General features: G+C 58.0%; 23 protein-coding genes and 2 tRNA genes. 6 read left to right on the top strand and 19 right to left on the bottom strand.

The window, feature by feature from the left end; translation table 11 throughout:
* Positions 1-31 precede the first annotated feature (31 nt).
* From IEV54_RS16580 to IEV54_RS16530, 11 genes are all read right to left on the bottom strand, one after another.
* Positions 32-108: transfer RNA gene (locus IEV54_RS16580), tRNA-Met, on the bottom strand.
* Positions 109-221: 113 nt separating this feature from the next.
* Positions 222-3,065, bottom strand: a complete 2,844-nt coding sequence (locus tag IEV54_RS16575; RefSeq protein ID WP_188434489.1) for a DUF748 domain-containing protein — start codon at positions 3,063-3,065, stop codon at positions 222-224.
* 77 nt (positions 3,066-3,142) lie between these two features.
* Positions 3,143-4,258, bottom strand: coding sequence for a mechanosensitive ion channel family protein (locus IEV54_RS16570; protein ID WP_150279147.1), 1,116 nt, complete (start codon positions 4,256-4,258; stop codon positions 3,143-3,145).
* Between the two features lie 162 nt (positions 4,259-4,420).
* The gene (gene ychF / locus IEV54_RS16565) at positions 4,421-5,521 is read right to left on the bottom strand and encodes a redox-regulated ATPase YchF (protein ID WP_150279148.1); all 1,101 of its coding nucleotides are present in this window, start codon (positions 5,519-5,521) and stop codon (positions 4,421-4,423) included.
* 37 nt (positions 5,522-5,558) lie between these two features.
* Entirely contained in the window at positions 5,559-6,146 is a 588-nt protein-coding gene (pth, locus tag IEV54_RS16560; RefSeq protein ID WP_223825545.1) for an aminoacyl-tRNA hydrolase, read from the bottom strand.
* Positions 6,147-6,179: 33 nt separating this feature from the next.
* Entirely contained in the window at positions 6,180-6,827 is a 648-nt protein-coding gene (locus IEV54_RS16555) for a 50S ribosomal protein L25/general stress protein Ctc (RefSeq protein ID WP_150279149.1), read from the bottom strand.
* Positions 6,828-6,931: 104 nt separating this feature from the next.
* Positions 6,932-7,873 carry a ribose-phosphate pyrophosphokinase gene (locus tag IEV54_RS16550; protein WP_150279150.1) on the bottom strand — a complete coding sequence of 314 codons (942 nt, stop codon included), beginning with the start codon at positions 7,871-7,873 and terminating at the stop codon, positions 6,932-6,934.
* A gap of 121 nt (positions 7,874-7,994) precedes the next feature.
* Positions 7,995-8,069: transfer RNA gene (locus IEV54_RS16545), tRNA-Gln, on the bottom strand.
* A 34-nt stretch (positions 8,070-8,103) separates the two neighbouring features.
* Complete coding sequence (gene ispE, locus IEV54_RS16540; protein WP_150279151.1) at positions 8,104-8,979, bottom strand: 4-(cytidine 5'-diphospho)-2-C-methyl-D-erythritol kinase; 876 nt, start codon at positions 8,977-8,979, stop codon at positions 8,104-8,106.
* The gene (gene lolB, locus IEV54_RS16535) at positions 8,976-9,593 is read right to left on the bottom strand and encodes a lipoprotein insertase outer membrane protein LolB (RefSeq protein ID WP_150279152.1); all 618 of its coding nucleotides are present in this window, start codon (positions 9,591-9,593) and stop codon (positions 8,976-8,978) included. Before lolB ends, ispE begins: the two co-directional genes overlap by 4 nt.
* Before the next feature lie 3 nt (positions 9,594-9,596).
* Positions 9,597-11,339 (bottom strand): tetratricopeptide repeat protein, encoded by a 1,743-nt coding sequence (locus IEV54_RS16530; RefSeq protein WP_223825546.1) that lies wholly within the window; start codon positions 11,337-11,339, stop codon positions 9,597-9,599.
* A 134-nt stretch (positions 11,340-11,473) separates the two neighbouring features.
* On the opposite strand from IEV54_RS16530, the gene hemA reads away from it, so the two are divergent.
* The 6 genes from hemA to IEV54_RS16500 all read left to right on the top strand — a co-directional run bounded on the left by hemA (position 11,474) and on the right by IEV54_RS16500 (position 16,813).
* The gene (gene hemA, locus IEV54_RS16525; protein ID WP_150279153.1) at positions 11,474-12,751 is read left to right on the top strand and encodes a glutamyl-tRNA reductase; all 1,278 of its coding nucleotides are present in this window, start codon (positions 11,474-11,476) and stop codon (positions 12,749-12,751) included.
* Positions 12,748-13,833: a peptide chain release factor 1 gene (prfA, locus tag IEV54_RS16520; RefSeq protein ID WP_150279154.1), complete on the top strand. Its 1,086-nt coding sequence runs from the start codon at positions 12,748-12,750 to the stop codon at positions 13,831-13,833. The genes hemA and prfA overlap by 4 nt, the downstream gene beginning before the upstream one ends.
* A complete protein-coding gene (prmC, locus tag IEV54_RS16515) occupies positions 13,833-14,663 on the top strand; it encodes a peptide chain release factor N(5)-glutamine methyltransferase (protein ID WP_150279155.1) in 831 nt (276 codons plus the stop codon). Before prfA ends, prmC begins: the two co-directional genes overlap by 1 nt.
* Positions 14,656-15,408, top strand: a complete 753-nt coding sequence (locus IEV54_RS16510; protein ID WP_150279265.1) for a molybdopterin-synthase adenylyltransferase MoeB — start codon at positions 14,656-14,658, stop codon at positions 15,406-15,408. Before prmC ends, IEV54_RS16510 begins: the two co-directional genes overlap by 8 nt.
* Before the next feature lie 3 nt (positions 15,409-15,411).
* Positions 15,412-16,200, top strand: a complete 789-nt coding sequence (gene murI / locus IEV54_RS16505) for a glutamate racemase (RefSeq protein WP_373286456.1) — start codon at positions 15,412-15,414, stop codon at positions 16,198-16,200.
* Between the two features lie 85 nt (positions 16,201-16,285).
* A complete protein-coding gene (locus IEV54_RS16500; protein ID WP_150279157.1) occupies positions 16,286-16,813 on the top strand; it encodes an acyloxyacyl hydrolase in 528 nt (175 codons plus the stop codon).
* Positions 16,814-16,854: 41 nt separating this feature from the next.
* Here the strand turns inward: IEV54_RS16500 and IEV54_RS16495 are convergent, their stop codons facing one another.
* Genes IEV54_RS16495 through IEV54_RS16460 form a run of 8 tightly spaced genes read right to left on the bottom strand, consistent with a single transcriptional unit; the run spans position 16,855 to position 24,305 of the window.
* Complete coding sequence (locus IEV54_RS16495) at positions 16,855-17,379, bottom strand: DUF2878 domain-containing protein (RefSeq protein ID WP_150279266.1); 525 nt, start codon at positions 17,377-17,379, stop codon at positions 16,855-16,857.
* Positions 17,380-17,398: 19 nt separating this feature from the next.
* Positions 17,399-18,670: a class I SAM-dependent methyltransferase gene (locus IEV54_RS16490; protein ID WP_150279267.1), complete on the bottom strand. Its 1,272-nt coding sequence runs from the start codon at positions 18,668-18,670 to the stop codon at positions 17,399-17,401.
* 58 nt (positions 18,671-18,728) lie between these two features.
* Positions 18,729-19,544, bottom strand: a complete 816-nt coding sequence (locus IEV54_RS16485; protein ID WP_150279158.1) for a DUF1365 domain-containing protein — start codon at positions 19,542-19,544, stop codon at positions 18,729-18,731.
* A complete protein-coding gene (locus IEV54_RS16480; RefSeq protein ID WP_150279159.1) occupies positions 19,534-20,793 on the bottom strand; it encodes an NAD(P)/FAD-dependent oxidoreductase in 1,260 nt (419 codons plus the stop codon). The genes IEV54_RS16485 and IEV54_RS16480 overlap by 11 nt, the downstream gene beginning before the upstream one ends.
* Entirely contained in the window at positions 20,793-21,566 is a 774-nt protein-coding gene (locus tag IEV54_RS16475; RefSeq protein ID WP_150279160.1) for an SDR family NAD(P)-dependent oxidoreductase, read from the bottom strand. The genes IEV54_RS16480 and IEV54_RS16475 overlap by 1 nt, the downstream gene beginning before the upstream one ends.
* Positions 21,563-21,991: a nuclear transport factor 2 family protein gene (locus IEV54_RS16470; protein ID WP_150279161.1), complete on the bottom strand. Its 429-nt coding sequence runs from the start codon at positions 21,989-21,991 to the stop codon at positions 21,563-21,565. Before IEV54_RS16470 ends, IEV54_RS16475 begins: the two co-directional genes overlap by 4 nt.
* Positions 21,988-23,418 carry a deoxyribodipyrimidine photo-lyase gene (gene phrB / locus IEV54_RS16465; RefSeq protein ID WP_150279162.1) on the bottom strand — a complete coding sequence of 477 codons (1,431 nt, stop codon included), beginning with the start codon at positions 23,416-23,418 and terminating at the stop codon, positions 21,988-21,990. The genes IEV54_RS16470 and phrB overlap by 4 nt, the downstream gene beginning before the upstream one ends.
* A complete protein-coding gene (locus IEV54_RS16460) occupies positions 23,415-24,305 on the bottom strand; it encodes a MerR family transcriptional regulator (RefSeq protein WP_150279163.1) in 891 nt (296 codons plus the stop codon). Before IEV54_RS16460 ends, phrB begins: the two co-directional genes overlap by 4 nt.
* Positions 24,306-24,440 lie beyond the last annotated feature (135 nt).

Raw genomic sequence — 24,440 nt, 5'->3', positions numbered from 1 at the left:
GGCCTAGCCGAAGCTAAGTCCTTGAAAAGGTTGGTGGCTACACCTGGACTTGAACCAGGGACCCCAGCATTATGAATGCTGTGCTCTAACCAACTGAGCTATGTAGCCATCCGAGGCTGCGCATTATTCAGTTGCGCGGGTCTAAAGTCAAGCACTCGGCGAGATTTATTTGCCTGTCTTATCAACCGGTTAACTTTCAAGCGAGTAAGAGCCCTGGGCGCCTATTCGGCGCTCAGGTGCAGGGTTGTGGGTACTTCACCGTTATCGGCAACTGCCTCAACGCCCACGTCCAGAAGTTGCACGCGCTGGGCCGACAAACCGGCATTGTCGACCAGGTAAGCCTTGATGCTCTCGTTGCGCTCCTGTGCGAGGCGTCTGAGTAGGGCTTCACTGCCCTGCCAGGTCTCAAGGATGGCATTGCGCATACGCTCGTTTCTTGCCTGGGCGTCCAGCTCTGACCACTCTGCAGGGACCTCTTTTTTTGTTCGCTCCTGGTATATGCCTCCCAGCAGCCCGGCTATCGCTTCTTGTGGCACTCCGCTCTGGGTAGCGGAGGGCTCGGCCTGACCTTGATCCACAGCTTTCTTCCAGCGGCGGTTGAGCTCCCGGTCGAGGCGTTGTTGCGCAACCAGCAGGCCGTCCTCCGCGGGCGAACTCATACCTTCAACCTCTAGTCGCAGGGCTGGTCGATCATTCAGTGCGCTGGCCAGGGTATCGAGTTGTTTTCTGGCTTGCGCATCAAGTGCTGCCGCCCCCGGTGCAAAAAGCACGTGGCTGAGGTCGGCATCATCACCACCAAACAGGTTGGCGATAAAACGGAAGGGCGCGGTGGCGGCGCGTGAAAGCAGGTTCCCGAGGCTTTGCCAGATCACCGGCATGATATCGAAGTCCGGGTTGCTCAGATCGCCCTGCACCGGCAGCGTGATATTGATATTGCCCTTGCCATCCTTCAACAACGCTACAGCCAGGCGTATAGGCAGATCCACAGCATTGGGGCTATCGACTCGTTCGCCCAGTTGCAGGTCACGCAAAAGTACCTGGTTGTCTGCTTCCAGATTGCCAGCGTTGATCTGGTAGTGCAGGTCCAGATCAAGTCGCCCTTTACGGATGCGGTACCCGGCAAACTTTCTGGCATAGGGGCTCAATGTGGTGAGCTCGATATCCTTGAAGCTGGCCTGGACATCTAGACTGTTGAGAGGATCGAAGGGGGTAAGGGTGCCCTGGACCTGTACGGGAGCGTAACGGTCGACCTGGCCGCTCAGATTGAGCTCTGCGGGATCAGTATTCTGATTGTCCAGCGTGCCGATCCGGCCGGTCAGCTCCTCCACGGTGAGTGCAACATTGGGTTGCAGGCTGAAATCAGCGAAATTCAAGGAGCCCTTTTCTATGCCTACCGCACCAATGCGAATGGCCATTGGGGCTTGATCGGTCTGGTTATCATCGACGGGTTGCTCGATTACCAGGTTACCAATGTTGGTCGACAGATCCTGATTGATGATGATGCGTGCATAGGGTTTCAGTAACTGGGCCTGCTCCACGGACAGACTGTTATCGCGGTAGACGATACCGTCAAGACTCAGGCTTTCCCAGCGAACCAGATCACGATTTTCCAGGGAATCAACTATGTGAAGATCGGTAATGTCTGCTTTGGCGTCCACGTGCAATGCCAGCGGGTCGAGTGCCTCGAGCTGGACGTGGGCTGTGGTGTTGAGTTTGCCATCGCGAATATCTATACGAACGAAAGGATCCAGATAAGTCTGGGCCTGAGCTAATGCCAGGTTCTGGGCCGCGACCTGAAGATCCAGGCTGATCGGCTCCAGACTGGCCTGTCCCTTTGCGCTAAGGAAACCTTCTTCGTTGATCTGCGTTTTGACGCTCAGGCCGAAGGGGGCACTGGTGGCACTGTCAAACCCGGTAAGGTCCAGCTCCAAAGAGCTGAGCGTCAGATCGAGGGGTGAGTCTGGCTGCCTGTCGGTGAGATTGACACGGTATTCGCGCAATTGAACATCGGGCAGACGAATTTGCCAGGCGGCTTGCTGCTCCGGTTGTGAGTTATCTTGCGCGGCGGGAAGTATCGCTTGCCAGTTTACCTTGCCGTTCTCTGCCCGACTTATCCAGGCTTCCAGTTGTCGGCTGCGTACGGTACCTACACGTATGGAGCGCGCGGCCAGATCGAGGGAGGCGTCATCGATATGCAGGTGTGACAGTCTTGCCAGGGAGTCGCCCTGGGGAGAAGTAATATCGAATGCCGACAGGGTCGCGCTGGCTTTATCAAGATTCACGCTGAGGTCTTGCGCCAAATCCATTTGATAATCAAAACGGGTGCTGAGCACACCGTCCTGCAGTGCAAGGTCAATCTGGTCGCGCACATAAGGCCAGAAGGGCGAGAGGGGCAGTCCGTCGATGCTCAGCGTGCCAGCGGAGCTGAGGGGCAGCATGCCCATGCTGCCTTGAACCTGCAGTTGTGAATTCGATGGTCCTTCAGCGCTCACAAGGAGCTCCGAGCGCTCGCCGGGCAATGTGCTGAACTGCCGGATTTCCATGTTAATCCGCTCAAGGCGGGCCTGCACCGCGTTGGTTGGTTGCAGGTCCTGAAAATACAGACGGCTTTCAACCAATTTCAGGTGGGCTATGCGAACAGGAAAGGGCGTTGCAGCTTCCTCATCAGCGAGTTGCTGCGCCCCTTCTGGTCTGTTTAACAGTCGGGACAAATTCAGCTCGCCGGACTCCTGAAGTGTGGCAGCTACCCAGGCCCGCTCAATGGTGAGGCTCTCAAGCTCCAACGCGCCGCGCCACAGGCTGGTGATCTCCAGGTTGGCGTAAAGCCGCTGGAAGCTCAGGACCGGATTCCCGGGCTGACCGATCTCCAGTTCTCCCAGAGACAGTTCCAGACTGAAAGGGTTGAACTCCAGACTATCGAGCCGAGTGGGCACGCTGACACGTTGTTCCAGTTGGCTGTTAACTACATGCAGCGCAATTCCGGGCAGAACCAGAAAGCCCAGTAGGCAATAGATGAAGACAGCCGAAAGCAAACCGACGGTCAGGGACTTATTGCGTTTTGACATTGGATTAGAGGCACCTGATAGCTTTGTCACCCAGTATGGCATGGGCTACCAGCGGTGCCAGTGCTGCTGTACCGCAGCTAGTTGCCGGATATATCGCCCCTGGTTGCTCCGCCGCCAGAATTGCCGGCGACACCAGCGACCTTGATTTCGGGAATCTGGCCGCCGTTGAATTCGACACTGCGGCGCGGGAAGGCAAAACGCACATCCAGTTCGCGCATCCCTTCGAGGAGTCCCAGATTGATTTCCTGCTGAATATCCATGTACAGATTGTAATCCGAGGTTTGCACGATGTGCACTACCTCGAAGGTCAGCTGGCTTTCCGAGAAGGACAAAAAATGCGCACGGTCAAAATGAGTCTTCTCTACCTTCTCGATGACGCGCCGAACCAGAGCTGAAACTTCGGTTATTTTTGCAGCAGGGGTGTCGTAACTGATGCCGAACGTGAAGACGATGCGCCGCGTATTCATGCGTTTGTAGTTGTGCAGCGTGCGGGCAAGCAACTGGGAGTTTCCACAGACGATCTGCTCGCCGCTCAAACTACGGATGCGTGTGGTTTTCAAGCCGATATGCTCGATATTGCCCGCCACGTCGTCGAATACCACAAAGTCGCCAATTTCGAAGGGTTTGTCGATGCCGATAGACATCGAGGCAAATATGTCGCTGAGCAGGGTTTGCACCGCCAGCGCTATCGCAATCCCCCCCACTCCCAGGCTGGCCACCAGCGCGGTAATGTTGACTCCGAGGTTGGCCAATATGGATAACAGCATCATGGTCCAGACGACCATTCGTATCATGATGCCAAAAATGGTCGTAGTGACAGGGTTGCGGGTCTTGCCATCACGCGTGAGGCTATCGGTCCACATGCGCACGCCCATGTCGAGCCACAGGGCAATCTGGAAAGCCAGTGCAATGAACCATCCGTGGGCCATGATGGCTTCCCAGCGGGGCCCCAGATCCACCACTTTGAGGCTCATCAATATCGCGAACGCTAGAACCAGGAGCCGGCTGGTGTGTTTAAGCATCTTCGCGGCAATGCGGTAAAACCGTGAGTGCGAATGGCTGGCCTTGGCATAGAGGCGACTGCTTATGATGCGTAGCGCACTCGTCAGGACCAGATAGATGGTCAGTGTCACGCCCGTGACTATGGCCAGGTTTGTGAGCAGTTCCTGATCCAGGAAAGCATCCCACTGCATCGCTTCGATTCTCCGTGAAAAGTGTCAGGTCCGTGGTTGTACCGCGGCACTCATACCTTTTTCAGTCGTTTTCCGCGCCAGGAAGTTCCTGTGCGTTATTGTCAGGCAAAAAAATCCCCCGGCTGCAATGGCAGGCGGGGGGCGGATATATCTATTGAAAAGTCAGACGTTGAAGCGGAAATGCATCACGTCGCCGTCCTTGACTATATATTCCTTGCCTTCCAGACGCCATTTTCCGGCCTCCTTGGCGCCTGCTTCGCCGTTGTACTTGATGAAGTCATCGTAGGCGATCACTTCGGCGCGGATGAAACCTTTCTCGAAGTCGGTGTGAATGGCGGCAGCGGACTGCGGGGCGGTCGCGCCGACCTTGACGGTCCAGGCGCGGACTTCCTTCACGCCGGCGGTGAAGTAGGTCTGCAGGTCCAAGAGGCTGTAACCCGCACGGATCACGCGATTGAGCCCCGGCTCCTCGAGCCCAAGGGACTCGAGGAACATTTCCTTTTCCTCGCCATCGTCGAGCTCGGCAATCTCGGCTTCGATCTTGTTGCAGACCGGGACCACCAGCGCGCCTTCCTCGGCGGCGATGGCACTGACCACATCCAGGTGCGGGTTGTTCTCGAAGCCGTCTTCAGCAACGTTGGCGATGTACATGACCGGTTTGCTGGTCAGCAGGTGAAAGCTCCTGGCCAATTGCTTCTCTTCCGGGCTCAGGCTCTTGAGCAGCGAGCGGGCCGGCTTGCCTTCGCTGAAGTGCGGGATGAGTTTTTCCAGCAGCGCTTTCTGCGCAACGGCATCCTTGTCGCCGCCCTTGGCGTTGCGGGTGACCTTGTACAGCTGTTTCTCGCAGCTATCCAGGTCAGCGAAGATCAGTTCCAGATCAATGATCTCTATATCCCGTTTAGGATCCACGCTGTTGGATACGTGAATCACATTCTCATCTTCAAAGCAGCGCACCACGTGGGCGATGGCATCAGTTTCGCGGATGTTGGCCAGGAACTTGTTGCCCAGCCCCTCGCCCTTGGAGGCGCCCGCTACCAGGCCGGCGATGTCCACGAACTCCATGGTGGTGGGGATGGTCTTCTGCGGCTTGACGATAGCTTCCAGGGCGTCCAGACGCGGATCAGGCATGGGTACGATGCCGCTGTTAGGCTCGATCGTACAAAACGGAAAGTTCTCCGCGGCGATGCCTGACTTGGTCAGCGCATTGAACAGGGTGGATTTGCCTACGTTGGGCAGACCGACGATACCGCAATTGAATCCCATACTGGTGTCCTCTGCCGCACGGCGGCGAATAGTGTGATCAGGCTTTGAAGCTGTGCAGGCGCTGCATGACCTTGGTCCAGTCGCCATTGATGATGCCTGGAAGTTCGCGGATAGCTTCATCAACGCAGGCTTCCAGGGCTTCCTGTTCGGCTTTTGGCGCACGGCCGAGTACAAAGCCGGTCACCTGCGAGCTGTGGCCGGGGTGGCCAATGCCAAGGCGCAGGCGATAAAAGGTGTTCTGATTGCCCATGCGGGCAAGTATGTCCTTCAACCCGTTATGTCCGCCGGTCCCGCCGCCCTGCTTGCACTTGACCACGCCCGGGGGCAGATCGAGTTCATCGTGGGCAACCAGAATCTCTTGCGGCTCAATACGGTAAAAACCGGCTAGTGCGGCAACAGCCTGACCACTGCGGTTCATGAAGGTGGTGGGGATCAGTAGACGTACATCCTGACCCTCAAGGGTCAGCCGGCCGGTTAGGCCGTAAAACTTGCTCTCCTGGCGCAGTTGCACATTGTGCTTGTCTGCCAGACGGGCAACAAAAAGGGCGCCCGCGTTGTGACGGGTCAGTTCATATTCAGGTCCGGGATTTCCCAGACCGACGATCAACTTGATTCCCTGTGTCACAACGGGGCGCCCCTTATGGGTCTCAGCGGTCAATTACTCCGCTGATTCCTCGCCTTCATCCTTCGGTGCTTCTTCGCCAGCTTCTTCGTCGTCAACAGCTACACGAGGAGCATGAACGTTGGCAACGGGCAGATCGTGGTCTGCGCCCTGAGCCAGAGCGGTAAGGCTCACACCCTTGGGCAGCTTCAGATCGGTCAGGTGAACGATGCCGTTGAGTTCGACTTCTGCCATATCAACCTCGATAAACTCGGGCAGATCCTTGGGCAGACAGTGAACTTCGACTTCGGTCATGGTGTGGGAGATGATCCCGCCACCCTGTTTGACGCCAACGCAGCTCTTCTCGTTGAGGAAGTGCAGCGGCACCAGAACGGTTACTTCATGGCCTGCGATCACACGCAGCAGGTCGACGTGCATGACGTGACCCTTTGCCGGATGACGCTGGAGGGCCTTGATCAACACGTTGTTGTTCTTGCCATCGACATCGACCTTGATGACGTGCGAGAAGAACGCTTCGTTTTCCAACGCCTTTTTCAGTTCGCGGGCTTCCAGGGAAACGCTCTGGGGGGCCTTGGAACCACCATAGATGATTGCCGGTACCATATCGGCGTTACGACGCAGGCGGCGGCTCGCACCTTTCCCCAAATCGTCACGCGCTATCGCTCTTAATGTGAAGTCGACCATAGTTAGTCTCCTTGCTGAACATCCGGGCACTTGCGACCAGCGCATCGGATGATTGATATAAACCCGGTTGCTATCAACCGGGATGTTTACCCAGTGCCGCGTTCCTAGCGGAACATGGCGCTAATGGATTCTTCGTTGCTAATGCGGCGCATCGCCTCGGCGATTAGCGGCGCCATATCCAACTGGCGAATGCGGTCACAGGCAGCAGCCGGACCTGACAGCGGAATGGTGTTGGTGACCACCAGCTCGTCCAGTTTGGAATTGAGGATGTTTTCTATGGCCTTGCCCGACAGCACGGGATGCGTGGCATAGGCAAAGACCTTGGCTGCGCCGTGGTCCTTCAGGGCGGTGGCCGCGTGGCACAGCGTGCCGGCGGTATCGACCATGTCGTCGATCAGAATGCAATTGCGACCTTCAACGTCACCGATGATATGCATTACTTCCGACTGGTTGGCCTTGGGACGACGCTTGTCGATAATGGCCAGGTCAACGCTCAGCTGCTTGGCTACCGCACGGGCGCGGACTACGCCGCCGATGTCCGGAGACACAATCATCAGATTGTCGTGCCGCTGGGCGATCAGGTCATCTACCAGAACAGGGGAGCCGTAGATGTTATCTACTGGAATGTCGAAAAAGCCCTGGATCTGGTCGGCGTGCAGGTCGACCGTGAGCACGCGATCGACTCCGACGGTGTCGAGCATGTCGGCAACCACTTTGGCGCTGATCGCAACGCGGGCCGAGCGTGGGCGACGATCCTGGCGTGCATACCCGAAATAAGGCATGACTGCGGTGACGCGCGAAGCCGAGGAGCGGCGCAGCGCATCGGCCATGATCACCAGTTCCATCAGATTGTCGTTGGTCGGTGCACAGGTGGGCTGGATGATGAATACATCCTTGCCGCGTACGTTCTCATTCAGTTCGACGGTCACTTCGCCGTCGCTGAACCGGCCGACGGAGGCGTCGCCCAGGGGAATGTGCAATTGACGCACGACGCGTCGTGCCAGATCGGGGTTGGCGTTCCCCGCGAAAACCATCATCTTGGACACGCTGCATTACCTTATTTGGGTAGTGGTCGGTGCGATTGAAACCGTTGGCGGGTCGGATGCATTAAAGCACTCGATCCAGTCACAACCGGATTCAAGGTGTAATGATTGCTGCCGGAGAAAATGGCAGGGGCGGCTGGATTCGAACCAACGCATGGCGGGATCAAAACCCGCTGCCTTACCGCTTGGCTACGCCCCTGTAATAACTGTCCGGATGCTCGGTTGCATCCTTTTTACGCCTCTTTGAAGAGCGCCTGATGTAACGGTGAAACGTTACAACCGCGTGCAACAAAGGTTTGCAGAGTGGCTGGCAACCGGGCGCGAACTTTATCAGCTTCACGTTCGTTTGGGAAGGCCCCAAACACACAACTGCCAGTTCCTGTCATCTTAGCCTCACAATAATTGTTAAGCAAGATCAACGTGTTACGTATTTCTGGATAACACGCTTCCGCTACCGGGAGACAATCATTATGACCGCCGCCATCACGGAAGGCCGCTAATGTAATGGGCTGGGTGTCACGCGTCAACCTCTCATCGGAAAAAATCTGTGCAGTACTCACCTGACAGGCCGGTACGGCGACGACATACCATGGCTCCTCCAGGGCTACCGGTGTCAATTCTTCGCCAACGCCTTCGGCCCAGGCAGCCTTGCCGAGTACGAATACCGGCACATCCGCACCGAGGGTCAGGCCCAGGTCTGCCAGTTGCTCCAGGGTCAGTCCGGTTTGCCACAGATGATTGAGACCGACAAGGGTGGTTGCCGCGTCAGAGCTGCCGCCGCCCAGGCCGCCGCCCATGGGCAGGGACTTGTCGAGGCTGATATCTGCGCCCAGTTTGCAGCGGCTGGCCTGTTGAAGAAGGCGTGCAGCGCGGATGATCAGGTTGTCCTCGGCCGCGACGCCGGGCAGGGGGCTGTGAAGGACAAGGCTGCTGTCTGCCCTGAGCCCGAAATGCAGGGTGTCGCATCTGTCCATGAACTGAAAGACAGTTTGCAGTGTGTGGTAGCCATCTGGTCGTCGCCCGGTGACGTGCAGGAACAGATTGAGCTTGGCTGGCGCCGGCAGGCTCAGTTGGCTGGTAAATAGTGCTTGGGGCTGCAGCTGATTCATGGTTGGGCTGGCAGATTCCACTGGGTTACTACCATGGTCAGCAGGATGTCACCGGCTGACATCTGCAGGCGTTGAGGTAACTGCAGCCCAGCGACCTCCTGGTAACGGCTGTACTCGACCGTCCAGCCTGCCTGGGCAAGGCGTGCAAGGCGACTTTGCGGATCCAGTTGCAGGCGGCTGGCGCTGTCAGGTGCAGGCAGCCCGCGGACCCACCACAGCAGATGTTCCACAGGGAGGCGCCAACCGGTCTGTTGTTCCAGGAGTTCCTCGGCAGAGCGGGCCTGCAGCGTCGGCTGGCCGGCCATGTCGAGAGTCACGCCTAGCTCGTTGCCCTGCAGTCGGGTGGCGCCTCGGCCCAGCGGGCCTGAAATGCGGATATCGTAGGCCCCTTCCTGCTGTAGCCAGGTCAGTGTGCCGCTGCCTGACTCCTCTGGTGAGCGTAAGCCGATCTTGCCGTGCAAGGTCCAGCTCTGAATCGGCAGGACTGTGGCGCGATGCGCCTGCCAGGCAGCGCCATCGCCACCAAAATCGAGTGTTTCACGTTGATGCAGGCTGCTACAGGCAGCCAGGAGAGTGCTCAGAATGATCAGTAGAAGGGGGCGCAGCAAATGCATATGTCAGTTGGCTTCCATACGTTGGCGGGTAGAGCGGATAAGTTGGCTCTGCGGGTTGTCCTGCAGCGCCTCAGCCCATATTTTCAGCGCTTCTTTTCGCTTGCCGCGCATCCACAAAACCTCGCCGAGATGGGCGGCAACTTCATGATCGGGATATAGCAGATAGGCTTTGCGTAGATAGGTTTCAGCCAGATCAAGGTTACCCAGTCGATAGTGTACCCAGCCAAGGCTGTCGATGATGGCCGGATCGTCGGGCTCCAGTGCTACGGCCTGCTCAATGAGTTGTAATGCTTCATCGAGCTTTTCATTGCGGTCGGCCAGGGTGTAACCCAGGGCGTTCAGCACCATTGCGTTGTCTGGCTCGTTCTGCAGAATACGGCGCAGGTCTGTTTCCATCGCGACAATATCACCGGCTTTCTCGGCCAGCATGGCACGGGCATACAGAAGACTGGCATCCAGCGTGAAGGTTTCAAGTGCCTGATCAACGCGGGTTCGGGCAATTTCAGGCGCTTTTTCGGCCAGCGTCTCGATCTCGATCAGATAGAGTTGCAGCGCCATATCCGGATTGGAAGCCCGCTCGTTGAGCATGATCTGCGCCAGCTCCTCGTACTTCTTCTGCTCCATCAGAAGTTGGCTGGTCAGCAGCCGAGAGCCGAGATACTCGCGTCCCGCCTGGACCTGGAGCCATGCGCGCAGTGCGGCGTCACTGCGCTCAAGCTCCCGATAGGCGATGCCCAGGTGGTACAGGGCGGTGTCGTTCTCTGGTTCTGCCTCGACGAGATGTTCGAGGTGTCGGGCGGCCTGCGTAAACTGGTTATTTTCCAGATGGACCAGGGCCAGAGATAACAACAGGTCACTATCGCCGGGGTTCTGTTCTATCAGGGTGGAAAACTGGCTGCTGGCAGCTTCGAGGTCGCCTGTGGCAACCAGCAGTCGGGCGAGCAACAAGCGCATACGGGTGTCGCCAGGATGTTCGAGCAGTCCCTGCTGCAATATATCGATGGCGTCCTGGTTGTGGCCATCTCCTGCCAGCACGCGGGCGCGCAGCATGAGCGCCGGCGGAGCGGTAGCGGCTTGGGGGTGTTGGTCAAGCACTGCCAGTGCTGCCTCGTCATCACCACCCTGTTGCAAAAGCAGCGCCTTTGAGAATACCAGCTGGGCATTTTGCGGGTTTTTTTCCAGCAGTTGACCGATGCTTTCCAGCATCGCCGCGCGCGTAGCGTCGTCGGTCTGTGCTGCGGCAAGGGCAAGAAAATCAAAATGGGTTTCGCCCTGCATGTTCAGAACCTGTTGCATGGACTGCATAGCGAGCTCATGCTGGCCCGCTCTTGCCTGATGCAGAGCGGCAGCACGGAAGGCCTCGGGGTTCTTGCCGTCGACCTCGGTCCAGAGCATAGCCATTTCCAGGGCAGGCTGATGGGCGCCAAGAAACTCGGCCACACGCATCGCGCGTTCCACCACGGCAGCATCACGTGTTTTTCGTGCCTGCGATAGATAGTTGTCCAGAGCGATATCGTATCGATTCCGCTGGCCAGCGATTTCCGCGACCATCAGGTCGAAGAGCGTGTCGGGGGTGAACTGCCCGTAGACAACGGGTTCTTCCACAGTTTCTGCTGCCGGTGGCGCGGCAATGGCGGGCGCCGGACTCTCGCGCTCAGTGCTGGCGCATCCGGCCAGCGCCAGAGCCAGTACCAGTGCGCCGGGCATTGGCAGTCGATGAAATACAGCCTTGATGGTTGCGCTCATGGGCACTCTGATGGTGTTCGGCGAAGATATTCATCATGACACAGGATCTGTTGCAAACCCACAGGGTCAAGGGAATTGATCGGCACTGGCATACATAGGACAATTGCGCACTATGTTCAGATAAACAGGGCACCATGGGCTTTCTCGCATTCGGGATAAATCACAAAACCGCCGCCGTCGATGTTCGTGAGCGCCTGGCATTCGCGCCCGACCAACTATCCGGTGCGCTGCAGCGCCTGCGTGATGAGACCGGCACCCAGGAAGTGGCCATTCTCTCAACCTGCAATCGTACCGAGATCTATTGTTCCCAGGATCAACTCGACGTCGATGGTATTCTGGTCTGGTTCGCGGCTTACCACTGCATAGCCGTTGAAGAGTTGCGGGCCTGTAGCTATCAACATAGTGATGAGCAAGCCGTGGCGCACATGATGCGGGTCGCGGCGGGACTGGATTCGATGGTGCTGGGTGAGCCACAGATTTTCGGGCAGATGAAAGATGCCTGGCAATCGGCACGCAGCGCCGGAACCCTGGGCCCCTATCTGGACAGGCTGTTTCAGAGCACGTTCAATACCGCAAAGCAGGTGCGTACCGACACGGCCATTGGTGAAAACCCGGTTTCAGTTGCCTTTGCTGCCGTCAGTCTGGCCAAGCAGATATTCTCCGACTTGCGCCGCAGTACAGCCCTGCTGATTGGTGCCGGAGAAACCATTGCACTGGTGGCCAGACACCTGTTTGAACAGGGGGTAGGGCGGATTATTGTGGCCAACCGTACCTTGGAGCGCGCCGAGCTGCTCAGCGGTCCGCTGGGTGGTCAGGCGATCGTGCTCAATCAGATACCCGACTTTCTCTCGCAGTGCGATATCGTCATCAGCTCTACCGCCAGTCCCTTGCCGATCCTTGGCAAGGGAGCCGTGGAGCGCGCTCTCAAGCAGCGGCGGCGCAAACCCATGTTCATGGTCGATATTGCCGTGCCGCGGGATATCGAACCGGAAGTCGGCGCGCTGGCTGATGTGTATCTGTATTCGGTGGACGATCTGCACGAAGTCATCGAAGACAATATGCGATCGCGCCAGGATGCTGCCGAGGCGGCGGAACGCATGATTGTTCAGGGTACTGCCGAATTCATGCAGCGCTTACGTGCGCTTGCAGCGGTCGATGTACTGCGCCGTTACCGGGTGAAGGCTGAATCCCTTAGAGACCAGGAACTTGCCAAGGCTCAGTCTCGGCTGGAGCGCGGCGCAGATCCCTCGGTAGTCATGGCGGAAATGGCCCGGGCATTGACCAACAAATTACTTCACGACCCCAGTGTCCAGCTCAAGCAGATGACCGCCGAGGGTCGAGCCGAGGCTTTGGCGCTGGCGCAAGAACTATTTGCGCTTGACGACGTTACTACCATACAAGGCGAACCATGAAATCTTCCCTGTTGAACCGCCTGGATATCATGCAGGAGCGCCACGAAGAGCTGTCGGCGCTGCTCAGCGATGCAGAGGTGATCAGCGATCAGAAACGCTTCCGCGCCTATTCCCGGGAATATGCCGAGCTGGGCGAAACCATCGACTGCTATATCGACTGGCAGAAAGTGCGCGCGGATCTTGATGAGGCGCGCAGCCTGCTGAAGGATGCTGATCCGGACCTGCGCGAGATGGCTGAAGAAGATGCGGTTCTGTGCGCGGATAAACTGGAGGAACTGGAAGAGCGGCTTAACTTTCTGCTGCTACCCAAGGACCCCAATGACGAACGCAACGTATTTCTCGAGGTTCGCGCAGGCGCTGGCGGTGATGAAGCTGCGATTTTCGCCGGTGACCTGTTCCGCATGTATGGCAAATACGCAGAGCGTCAGGGCTGGCGTGTCGAGATTCTTTCCGAGAGCCAGGGCGAGCACGGCGGTTTCAAGGAAGTAATTGCTCGGATCGAGGGCCAGAACGTGTATTCAAGGCTCAAGTTCGAGTCTGGCGCGCATCGGGTACAGCGTGTGCCGGAAACTGAATCCCAGGGTCGGATTCATACGTCGGCCTGCACCGTTGCCATCATGCCGGAGCTCGATGAGCAGGCGCAGATCGAGATCAATGCCGGCGACCTGCGGGTGGATACCTATCGCTCCTCGGGTGCTGGCGGGCAGCACGTGAACAAGACCGATTCGGCCATTCGACTGACCCACCTGCCCACGGGGATTGTGGTCGAGTGTCAGGAAGAACGCTCCCAGCACAAGAACCGGGCTCGTGCCATGAGTCTGCTGCAGGCAAAGCTGGATAACCTGCAGCGTGAAGCGCAGGAAAAGGAGATGTCCGATACGCGGCGTTCGTTGGTTGGATCCGGTGACCGGTCAGAGCGCATACGCACCTACAATTTTCCCCAGGGAAGAGTGACTGATCACCGTATCAATCTGACGTTATACAGCCTGGATGATGTCGTGCAGGGCAATCTCGATCAGGTGATCGATCCACTGCTGCGCGAATATCAGGCGGACCAGCTGGCGGCCCTGGAACACGTTTGATGCCGACCCTGGCGCAGTTACTGGCAGGCCTCGAGCTGCCGGACTCACCCACTCCGGCGCTGGACGCCGAGTTGCTGCTTGGCCATGTGCTGGGCAAACCTCGCACTTTTCTGCGTACCTGGCCTGAATATGAGATCGAGTCTCAGAAGCTTGAGCAGTTCCAGCGGCTGATGAGGCGCCGCAGAGCCGGTGAACCTGTGGCCTACCTGCTGGGCGCGCAAGGTTTCTGGAGTCTGGATTTGCAGGTCAGCGATGCCACCTTGATTCCGCGACCGGATACCGAACGTCTGGTGGAGCTGGCCCTGGAGCTCGGGCCTGAGGGTAGGGCGCGGGTACTGGACATGGGCACGGGTACGGGGGCTGTTGCGCTGGCGTTGGCGAGTGAACGGGGTGACTGGGAGATTACTGCGACCGATCTGGTGCCGGCAGCGGTCGAATTGGCCGAGGTCAATCGCCAGCGTCTGGGACTCGGCAATGTACAGCTCAAGACCAGTGACTGGTTTGCCGCGCTGGAGTACGAGCATTTTGACCTGATCGTCTCCAATCCGCCCTACATCAGCACCGACGACCCGCATCTGCAATGTGGCGATGTGCGTTACGAACCCGCTACTGCGCTGGTGAGTGGCGCTGACGGTCTGGACGCCATCCGGCATATTGTCCAGCAGGCTCCGAATCATCTGAACAGCGGCGGTTGGCTGTTGCTCGAGCACGGTTGGCAGCAGGCTGATGCGGTAGTTGAGCTGCTGGTCAGGCGCGGGTTCCAGCAGACCCGCTCCTGGCAGGATCTGGGTGGCCAGCAACGTATCAGTGGAGGGCAATGGGGTGGATGATCTTCAATTGCTGCGTTATAGCCGCCAGATATTGCTGGCGCAGATCGATATCGACGGCCAGCAGCGCCTGCTCGATAGTCGCGTTCTGATCGTCGGTCTGGGGGGGCTGGGCGCGCCCGTTGCGTTATATCTCGCAGCTGCCGGCGTGGGCACCCTGCTATTGGCAGACCACGATCATGTGGACCTGACCAACCTGCAGCGTCAGATCATCCACCAGACTGACAGTGTCGGGCAACCAAAGGTGTCATCGGCCGCGCAGCGCGTTAAGGCGCTTAATCCAGGGGTAGAAACCGTTCTGCTCGAGCGGTCCCTGACGGGACAGGCGCTGGTGGATGCCGTATCCAGTGTCGATCTGGTTATTGATTGCTGTGACAACTTCGCTACGCGACAGGCAGTGAACGCTGCTTGTGTTGCCCTGCGCCGGCCTTTGGTTTCGGGTGCTGCGATCCGGCTCGAGGGTCAGCTCAGTGTGTTCGACTCCCGGCGCGAGGACAGCCCCTGTTACCAATGCCTGTACGGCAGCGGGGAAGAAACAGCGCTGAGTTGCAGTGAGGCCGGCGTGGTTGGACCTCTGGTGGGCGTTATCGGTAGTCTTCAGGCGCTGGAGGCGCTCAAGCTGCTTGCCGGATTCGGTGAGCCTCTTATCGGGCGCTTGCTTCTGGTGGATGCGCTTGGCAGTCGTTTCCGTGAGATGCGAGTGCGCCGCGACCCTGCGTGCAGTTGCTGCGGCACTGCGGTGGTGTAGCTGATGAATAATGCGCCCATTGGAGTGTTCGATTCAGGAGTAGGCGGGCTTTCGGTGCTGCGGGAAATTCGTCAGACCTTGCCTGATGAATCGCTTTTGTATGTCGCTGACAGCGGTCACGTACCCTACGGCGAAAAAACATCGGAGCAGATACGCGAACGCAGTCGCAGCATCGCCCAGTTTCTGTTGGGCCGGGGCGCCAAGGCACTGGTGGTTGCCTGCAATACGGCGACCGCGGCTGCGGTCGCTGACCTGCGTGAGCGCCATGATCTTCCGATCATTGGCATGGAGCCGGCGGTCAAGCCTGCGGCTCGGGCTACCCGTACGGGCGTCGTAGGAGTACTGGCGACCACGGGTACCCTGCAGAGCGCTCGCTTCGCGGCATTGCTTGACAGGTTCGCCGGCTCGGTCAGGGTGATAACCCAGCCGTGCCCGGGGCTGGTCGAGTACATTGAGCAGGGCGAGCTGGACAGCCCCCGTGTTCTTGATCTGTTGCGGGGCTTTACTCGGCCTTTGCTGGCAGCTGGTTGCGACACACTGATCCTTGGCTGCACGCATTATCCCTATGTGCGGCCTGCGCTGCAGTCTGTGCTGCCAGCCGGTATAACCCTGATCGACACGGGAGCTGCCGTAGCCAGGCAGTTGCAGGCACGTTTGGCTACATTGGAAATGACGGCAGCTGGCCCGGCCCTGCCCTGCCAATTCTGGTCCAGCGGTGATCCGCAGGCTCTGCGCCGCGTATTGCCGACCCTTTGGGGTGAACCGGGCGGTGTGGAACTGTTGCCCTTCTGAGGTGACAAAGTCATGTGCTCCGACTTTGTGGGCGTTTTATGGGCTAATGTAGAAGTATCCAGGAATAATTATCCAGGAATAGAAAATGAAAAAATGCAGACTGTGGCTTGGCTCGGCAATACTGGGCGCGATGGCTTTTCAACCGGCGCTCGCTGAGAGAGGATTGACCGCCGAGCTGGGCCAGACGTCCGGTTCGGACATGGTTTATCGTTTGGGTATGCAATTTGATTTTGGCAAGCCGATCTGGCAAAGCGACTCGGGTAGTGTTCAGCTCGAGGGGTACTGGGATGCAGGGATTACTCGTTGGGGCGGCGAGAATGCCACCTCCGCATCCATAACACCGATATTCCAGATGCGGTTTGGCCAGGGGGCGGGGCCCATCCCCTTCATTGAGGCGGGAATTGGCGCTGCCGTGTTTTCCGAGACCGAGTTCAAGGAAGCGGACCGGGATCTGGGTTCGGCTTTCCAGTTCGAGGATCTGATTGGCGCCGGGCTCCGGTTTGATTCCGGAACCCAGGCGGGCATTCGGCTTTATCATTATTCCAACGCCGGCCTGAAAGAGCCCAATCAGGGGATCAACAAGGTTGCGCTTTACTACCGCATGGCAATCTGAAGCTGTCCTGGCTGAGCAGTTCCCGACTCGGGAGCTGCCGCTCAGTGCTTCTGGGCCATCTGCCTGATCAGGAACTGCTGTCGGTAAATGTGCGCAAACCCGTGCATCAAGGGGTAAACCACAGCCCATACCGCCGCCAGTATCAGGAATGTCCAGAACTGCTCCAGCGGGAGCTGCACATCAGACAATGCCGCCCCGGCGAAATAGGACACCGGCCCGGCCACGGCGCCAAGCAGGCAGGCAAGCCACACCGGGCGAGCTGTCCAGGCCAGGCAGTGATTCAGGGTAATGGCCAGCATTGCCCAGAGCACCGCCAGCCATAGAGGCACCAGTTTCGAATTTCCGGGAAAATCAAATACGCCTACCTGCATTAAAAAAGAGTCGACGGCAGCGCCGGCAAGTACCACAGAGACCACCAGCTTACCTTCAGCAGCCCAGGAGCTGATCCAGAAAAAATGGATGCACAGCACTGCTGCCGGTATCAGCAGCCAGGGCCCGGTCCCTCCGAGCACGCAGGCAAACCAGCCGATCTGAAACATTACTGCATTGGCGATCAGTTTGGTCAGGGGCGTTTTTTCCTGCATGTCAGGCTCCGAGGCTGAAGAGGTTCAACTGCGGCCGAGCTTCCGGCTTGGTCAGCAGAATCTGCGCCGTGCCAATGGACCTTTCCATGAAGCCTCCTTCGCAATAGCACAGATAGAACTCCCATAGCCTGAAGAAGTAATCATCATACCCCAGCTGTTCCAGGTGGCTTCGGGCAGTCTTCAGATTCTCGTGCCAGAAGCGTAGCGTCCGGGCGTAGTGGGTACCAATATCTTCGAGATGCAGCATCGACAGGTCGGTGTGTTTGCGTGTGATTTCGCCGATCAGGCTCACAGAAGGCAGGGATCCGCCGGGAAAGATATAGCGCTGAATGAAATCGACGCTGCTTTTGGCTTGCTCATATCGCTGATCGCGGATGGTGATCGCCTGGAGCAGCATCATGCCGTGGGGTTTCAGCAGCTTGGCACAGGTTTCAAAGTAGGTTCTGAAATACTCATGACCCACAGCTTCCACCATCTCGATCGAGACGAGTTTGTCATAGGAGCCTGTTAGCTCGCGGTAATCCTGCAACAGCAGGGTCACCTGGTCCTGTAACCCCAGCTCCTCGACCCTGGCTTTGGCGTAGGCAAGTTGTTCCTTGGAAAGCGTAGTGGTGGTGACCTTGCAGCCGTAATGCTGAGCGGCGTAGATCGCCATCGTGCCCCAGCCGGTGCCGATTTCCAGCAGGTGATCCTCGGCACTCAGCTCCAGTTTGCGACAGATACGCTCCAGTTTATGTAACTGTGCCTGTTCGAGGCTGTCGCTCTGGGGCGGAAAAATGGCGGCCGAGTACATCATCGTCGGATCGAGAAAGTTCTCGAACAGGTCGTTGCCCAGGTCGTAGTGAGCCTGAATGTTACGTCTGGCCCCGGAGAGCGTGTTGCGGTTTAGCCATTGCAATACCTTGAGTGCAGGCCGCCCGAGGCGCGCCAGACCCTTTTCCATGCCGTCGAGCACATCCAGGTTGCGCACGAAGATCTTGGTCACGGAGGTCAGGTCCGGGGTGGTCCAGAAACCATTGATATAGGCTTCGCCTGAGCCGATGCTGCCGTTTGAGGCAATCATTGGATAGGCCGCGTGGTTGTGTACATGGATATCGGCATGCAGACCATCGGTGTCAGGTTGACCAAATTGCATCACCTCGTCTCCGTCGTACACGGTGATCGTTCCCCTGTTGATCGCCCCAAGCTGTTTCAGCACCAAGCCGCGGCTGAGACGCACCATCCAATTGCGCCGGGTCTTGTCTTGCGCGTCGATATTGCGAGTGTCGCCCATCAGCGCCATGGTCCGCTCGTGGACATCGGACTTGGTTGAATCACAGCAGGCGGCTGCGTCAGGCCTGGTGTTCTTCATCGTAATGCTCCTTTGCCTTGATGGCGGTAGTGCCCACGGTGTTGTGCCGCGGTGCATGATGATCGAAAAAAGGGATGCGTTTGAGCGCCAAGCGCAATGCCTGCCAGTAAATACCAGCGACCGTCTTGGCAACCATGAAGGGAAACGACAGGGCTTCGTTACGGAGCATGTGTGGGCTCAGGGCTCGTCGGTTCAGGGTCAGAGTTGCATCAAAAAGGCGTGACTCGGCCTGCCAGTCTTCCATGTGCACCAGCAGGGTTTCACCGGGCAGGGTGAAGCGCATGCGATACCTGAGCTCCTGGGGGAGGAAAGGTGATACATGAAATGCCTTGTTCAGCTCGAACTGCTGGGCTGCCTGAGCCGGATCGGTTGCCATGACATAGCAAAAACGCTCGCGCCAGGGGGTGTTGGATACTTCGGCGATGATGGCGCGTAATTGATTGTCGTCGTCGTGGCAGTAGTAGAAGGACACCGGATTGAACAGCATGCCGAAGCTGCGCACCTGAGTCAGCATGCGCACCGGACCGGCAAGAGTCAGGTCTAGCTCCTCGCGTACCAGGCGGCGGGCGGTATCTGCCAGAAGTTCGCCTTCACGACGATGCATATTCAGATAATCGCTCTCGCGGAATCGCATGGGCGACCACCACCGGCCTGACCACAAGCCGCTCATGCCAAACACCTGTGGCTGCTCCTGCAAGTCAAGCCACAGCATGCTGATACGGTAGCGAAAAGCGTGCTTTCTCGGTGCGTGTCGGCGATGGCGAATGATGCCGCTGTACATGGCGCTATTGAGCATTATCGAGTCCCTCGCCCAGCGCAGTGGTTACCCGCAGAGCACTGACGACGCCATCCTCGTGAAAGCCGTTGGCCCAGTAGGCGCCACAGAAGAACGTGTGGTTGGCACCGGCAAGCTCACTCCAGCGTGCCTGTGCAGCTGCAGCGGCGAGGCTGAATTGGGGATGCGCATAGGTGAACCGACGCAGTATCTTGGCGGGATCGATGGCTTCAGTCTGATTCAGACTGACGCAAAAGGTGGTATCGGATTCAATGCCCTGGAGAATATTCATGTTGTAGGTCACGGCCGCAGGCTGCTGCCGATCCTTGCCCAGGCGATAATTCCAGCTCGCCCAGGCCAGTTTGCGTTTGGGTAGCAGGCGGGTATCGGTGTGCAGGACCACGTCGTTATCGGCATAGCCGATGGCGCCGAGAATTGACCGCTCCTGTTCCGTGGGCTTTGCCAGCAGATCCAGGGCCTGATCGCTGTGACAGGCAAGAATGACCTTGTCGAAGCGCTCCTCGCCACGGGGGCTGACGACGGTCACGCCGTCGTCGTCGCGACGGATGCTGGTTACCGGACAATTAAGGCGTATTGAATCCCTGAACGTAGCCGTCAGCGGTTCGATGTAAGCGCTTGAGCCCCCCTTGATTACCCGCCACTGTGGCCTGTCGCTGACGGAAAGCAGACCGTGATTGCGGAAAAACCGGATAAAGAACTGCAGGGGAAATGCCAGCATGTCAGCCAGTGACATCGACCAGATGGCCGCGCCCATGGGGATGATGTAATGGTCGGTAAAGCGCTGGCCATAGCCCTTGGCATTCAGATACTCGCCAAGCGTGATATCAGCCGCTATCACTCCACTGTCGAGATCCCTGGCGGCCTCGCGGTTAAAGCGCAGGATGTCGCGCACCATGCCGAGGAAGCCGGGGGATATAAGATTTTTCCGCTGGGCAAACAAACTGTTGAGGTTGTTGCCGTTGTATTCCAGACCACTGGAAGGTTCGTTGACGGAGAAGCTCATCTCGGTGGGGCGTGAGCCCACACCCAGTTGGTCCATCAACTTGATGAAGTTCGGATAGGTCCAGTCGTTGAATACGATAAAGCCGGTGTCAACCGCGTATTGCCTACCGGCAACTTCCACGTCAACGGTATGCGTGTGGCCGCCAACCCAGTCGGCTGCCTCGAAGACGGTGATCTCGTTGTGGCGCCCCAGGATGTGGGCACATACCAGACCGGAGATGCCGGAACCGATGATGGCAATACGCATCAGGCGTCATTCCTCTGTGCAGCGTCACGGGCCATGCCCTTGGTCAGCGCAAAGCGCAGTGCATTGGGTAGCGCCCCAAGAAGTTTCAATACGGCGATAAACGGACCGGGAAAGCTGATTTCACGCTTGCCTTTATGGATGCCTTTGATGATCGTATCAGCAGCCTTGTCGCTGGTGACCTGCATCGGCATGGGAAAGTCATTTTGCGCAGTCAGCGGAGTTTCAACAAAACCCGGACTGACCAGCGTCACGCCGATATTCCAGCGAGCCAGATCAAGCTCCAGGGCCTGGAACAGATAACGTACCGCTGCCTTGGAAGCCCCGTACGCCTCGGCGCGTGGCAGTGGGCAAAAAGTCACGCTGCTGCCGACACCAACCAGCCGGGGCTCAGCACCCTTGCGCAGCAAGGGCAGCGCGGCTTGTATACAATTGGCAGTGCCCAGCACGTTAATACGCATGACGCGTTCGAACATTGCCGCTTCGAACTGATCGACATCCACATATTCGCAATTGCCTGCGTTGAGTATGGCCCAGTCCAGGGCGCCCCATTCCTGCGATATGGTTTGGCCTACCGCGGCGACTGCCGCAGCGTCGGTCAGGTCGGCGGGAAGCACGAGAATCTGGCCTGGAAAGCGCTCAGCCATTTCCTGCAGTGGCTCTGCGCTGCGTGCACTGAGCGCCAGCAGATGGCCCTGAGCTGCAAGTTTTTCTGCGAGGGTGCGACCAATGCCGCTGGATGCACCGGTCAACCAGATACGTTTCTTGGTGCTCATGCGAGCCTCCCTTTGAGCCAGCGGATAATCTTGCCAAGCAGCGGCACATGCTCGTAAAGCAACGCGCCGGCGTCGAAATAGTCGATATGCCGATATACGAGGTCGTCACGGAAATAGATGCAGCTGCAGCCCTCGACGCTGATCGGACCACCGCCCGCCAGCCGCGGATGCCGGTAGGTCATGGTCCAGCGTAATAGCCCCTGACCCTCTGTGACTGACTGGCACTGATGAAATTCAAATTGCAGATCCTCAACGTTGGCATACAGCTCCCCGAAGTACGCTTGCATGGCTCGCAGGCCATGCACTTCATGCAATGGGTCGGTGAAATGCACGTCGGGGGTATAAATCTCACCCACACGACTCAAGTTGGTTTTGTCCAGGCTGGCGAATATCTGGGCGAAGCGGGTTGGAAAGTCGCTGCTCATGATTGGTCTCCCAGACTCTTGAAGGCGGCTATTGCACGCTTGCGCGAATCGCCCAGATCAACGATCGGGCGCGGATAATCCGCTGTGCCAAACAGGTCACCCGCCGGTGGTTGATGTATCTGCTTGGCATCGAGGTCGCGCAGTTCCGGAATCCAGGTACGTATGAAGTGGCCTTCGGGATCAAAGCGCTGAGACTGCGTAACCGGATTGAATACCCGAAAGTAGGGTGCTGAATCGGTTCCAGTGGACGCACTCCACTGCCAGCCGCCGTTGTTGGACGCCAGGTCCCCATCTATCAGATGGCGCATGAACCAGCTCTCGCCCTCGCGCCAGTCGATCAGCAGATTCTTGGTCAGGAACATCGCGCTGATCATCCGCAGACGATTATGCATCCAGCCTGTGGCCAGCAACTGGCGCATGGCGGCGTCGACAATGGGAATTCCTGTTCGGCCCTGCTGCCATGCCGCCAGGCCTTCGGGATCGTCGCGCCATGGTACGGCCTCTGTTTCCGGGCGGAAGGCGCGGCTGCGCGAGACACGCGGGTAGCAAACCAGAATGTGCTTGTAGAATTCCCGCCAGAGCAGTTCGCTTACCCAAGCTACAGCACCGGGATTGCCGCTATCGAGCTCCCCCTGGTTGGCTGCAACGGCTGCGTGCAGACATTGGCGTGCAGAGAGCACGCCGATGGTCAGGTAGGCTGATAGGCGGCTGGTGCCATCGACTGCAGGTTGATCGCGCAAGTCCTTGTAGTCAAAAAGGATCTCTTCTGCGAATAGCTTCAGGCGTGAGTTTGCAGCCTGCTCGCCGGCTGGCCAGGTCTCCTGCTGTTCCTTACTGGCTGGGGCAAAGCCGGGAATCGATTCGGGAACGGTGTCTGAGGTAACACCGGACAGTGTTTGCCTGTTCGGCGCCGGCAGACACTCTGGAAGACTGTCGTGGAGGCGTTGGTTAGCTTGCTTGCGAAACTGGCTGAAGACCTTGTACATGCTGCCTTCCTGGGTTCGCAGGGAGCCGGGCATGAACAGGACCTGATCGGCGTAGCGATGGCAGGTGAGTGAGGCATCAGCAAAGGCCTCGGAGACGGCGTCATCGCGATCCTGCTCATGAATGCCGTATTCGTCGTTAAAGAAGATACCCTGAGCATCTGTTTCCCGGGCCAGCTGTAATAACGCTTGGGGTGAGTCGGAAAAGCGCTTGCAGTGAACGATTCGGAGAGGAATGCCGAGCTCGTCGAAACTTGCCTTCAGAGTTCTCAGGCTACGCAGCCAGAAATCGATTTTTACCCCGGCATCATCATGGTCTTGCCAGGTATCAGGGGTAATGAGGCAGACGGCGATCACGTTGCCCTTGTCGCAAGCATGCCAGAGTGCATGGTTGTCGCGTATGCGCAGATCATTTCGCAGCCAGTACAATTGATTGTCGCTCATGATCTTGCTCCCAATCGCTCGACCAGCGCGCCATAGGCCAATGTTGCGCGCTCGGGCAGGGTGTGAATGTCGAGCTCACTCAGTTCATCGGCGTGAATCATTGCCGCAGGACCAGCCATCATCAGGATGTTCGGCAGGTGTTGCCCAAGGCGTGGCAGTTGCCTGCGCAACTGAGCCCCAGATAATGCCTGACTGCTGAACAGGACCAGCGCCACGGGGAGACGCTGATCACTGAACAAGGATAATTCACTGGCTGGAACATCCCACTCCAAAATATCGATGCGGTAACCATCTGCGCTCAACATCAGCGCCAACAGCCACAGCCCCATCTCGCAATGCTCATCCGACAGGCTGGCGAGTATAACCGGCCCGCAGGTCGCTCTGGCGTTACCCTGTTCCAGTGCAACGGCCAGCTTGGTGCGTAGCCAGCTGTTGCAGAAGACCTCTTCCAGCTGGCTGCCGAACTGACCCTGCCAGCGCTGCTGCAGCTGCAGTAGCACGGGCTCGAGCATATTGATGCAGAGCTCTGCCGTGCTGTAGAGACGAAATGCGCGATCAATATGCTGGTTCAACACTGCCACATCAAAGGCAATGATGGCCTCGAGCAAGGTTTGCCGCAGGGCACCCCAAGGCGAATCCAGGTCATTTTCGGTAGGTATCGGGTTATCGAGTAATGGTTTTACCTGGCTGACGGTGACGCCGCGACTCAACCACAGGAGGATGTCCTGGATCTGGCGAATGTTCGCCTCGGTGTAGAGCCGATGCCCCTTCTCCGTGCGATGAGGGGTTATAAGCCCATACCGACGTTCCCAGGCACGCAGGGTGACCGGGTTGACCCCGGTGGCTTTGCACACTTCCCTGATAGGGATCATTTCGCCCGCGGTCATGCCAGTCCCCTTGAGTCGGGGGAGGCCGCAGCGATAATGATTGAGTGGAATCTCACGTACATGGCACTATTTCCTTGTACAGTGTGTAGGGGCTGTATAGGAAATAGTGTACATAACTTCTAAGGTTGTACAAGT

It is taken from the genome of Halopseudomonas salina, assembly GCF_014637955.1.
Taxonomy (GTDB): Bacteria; Pseudomonadota; Gammaproteobacteria; order Pseudomonadales; family Pseudomonadaceae; genus Halopseudomonas; species Halopseudomonas salina.
This window is presented reverse-complemented; position numbering and strand designations above follow the sequence as displayed.

Coding starts and splice junctions, on each gene's coding strand:
- IEV54_RS16460 (WP_150279163.1), bottom strand. CDS start 24,305: ATGACCGCGGGCGAAATGATCCCTATCAGGGAAGTGTGCAAAGCCACC.
- murI (WP_373286456.1), top strand. CDS start 15,412: ATGAATAATGCGCCCATTGGAGTGTTCGATTCAGGAGTAGGCGGGCTT.
- IEV54_RS16530 (WP_223825546.1), bottom strand. CDS start 11,339: ATGAGCGCAACCATCAAGGCTGTATTTCATCGACTGCCAATGCCCGGC.
- IEV54_RS16485 (WP_150279158.1), bottom strand. CDS start 19,544: ATGCTCAATAGCGCCATGTACAGCGGCATCATTCGCCATCGCCGACAC.
- IEV54_RS16570 (WP_150279147.1), bottom strand. CDS start 4,258: ATGCAGTGGGATGCTTTCCTGGATCAGGAACTGCTCACAAACCTGGCC.
- IEV54_RS16575 (WP_188434489.1), bottom strand. CDS start 3,065: ATGTCAAAACGCAATAAGTCCCTGACCGTCGGTTTGCTTTCGGCTGTC.
- lolB (WP_150279152.1), bottom strand. CDS start 9,593: ATGCATTTGCTGCGCCCCCTTCTACTGATCATTCTGAGCACTCTCCTG.
- prfA (WP_150279154.1), top strand. CDS start 12,748: ATGAAATCTTCCCTGTTGAACCGCCTGGATATCATGCAGGAGCGCCAC.
- IEV54_RS16490 (WP_150279267.1), bottom strand. CDS start 18,670: ATGGGCGACACTCGCAATATCGACGCGCAAGACAAGACCCGGCGCAAT.
- ispE (WP_150279151.1), bottom strand. CDS start 8,979: ATGAATCAGCTGCAGCCCCAAGCACTATTTACCAGCCAACTGAGCCTG.
- ychF (WP_150279148.1), bottom strand. CDS start 5,521: ATGGGATTCAATTGCGGTATCGTCGGTCTGCCCAACGTAGGCAAATCC.
- hemA (WP_150279153.1), top strand. CDS start 11,474: ATGGGCTTTCTCGCATTCGGGATAAATCACAAAACCGCCGCCGTCGAT.
- IEV54_RS16475 (WP_150279160.1), bottom strand. CDS start 21,566: ATGAGCACCAAGAAACGTATCTGGTTGACCGGTGCATCCAGCGGCATT.
- IEV54_RS16500 (WP_150279157.1), top strand. CDS start 16,286: ATGAAAAAATGCAGACTGTGGCTTGGCTCGGCAATACTGGGCGCGATG.
- prmC (WP_150279155.1), top strand. CDS start 13,833: ATGCCGACCCTGGCGCAGTTACTGGCAGGCCTCGAGCTGCCGGACTCA.
- IEV54_RS16555 (WP_150279149.1), bottom strand. CDS start 6,827: ATGGTCGACTTCACATTAAGAGCGATAGCGCGTGACGATTTGGGGAAA.
- IEV54_RS16480 (WP_150279159.1), bottom strand. CDS start 20,793: ATGCGTATTGCCATCATCGGTTCCGGCATCTCCGGTCTGGTATGTGCC.
- IEV54_RS16470 (WP_150279161.1), bottom strand. CDS start 21,991: ATGAGCAGCGACTTTCCAACCCGCTTCGCCCAGATATTCGCCAGCCTG.
- phrB (WP_150279162.1), bottom strand. CDS start 23,418: ATGAGCGACAATCAATTGTACTGGCTGCGAAATGATCTGCGCATACGC.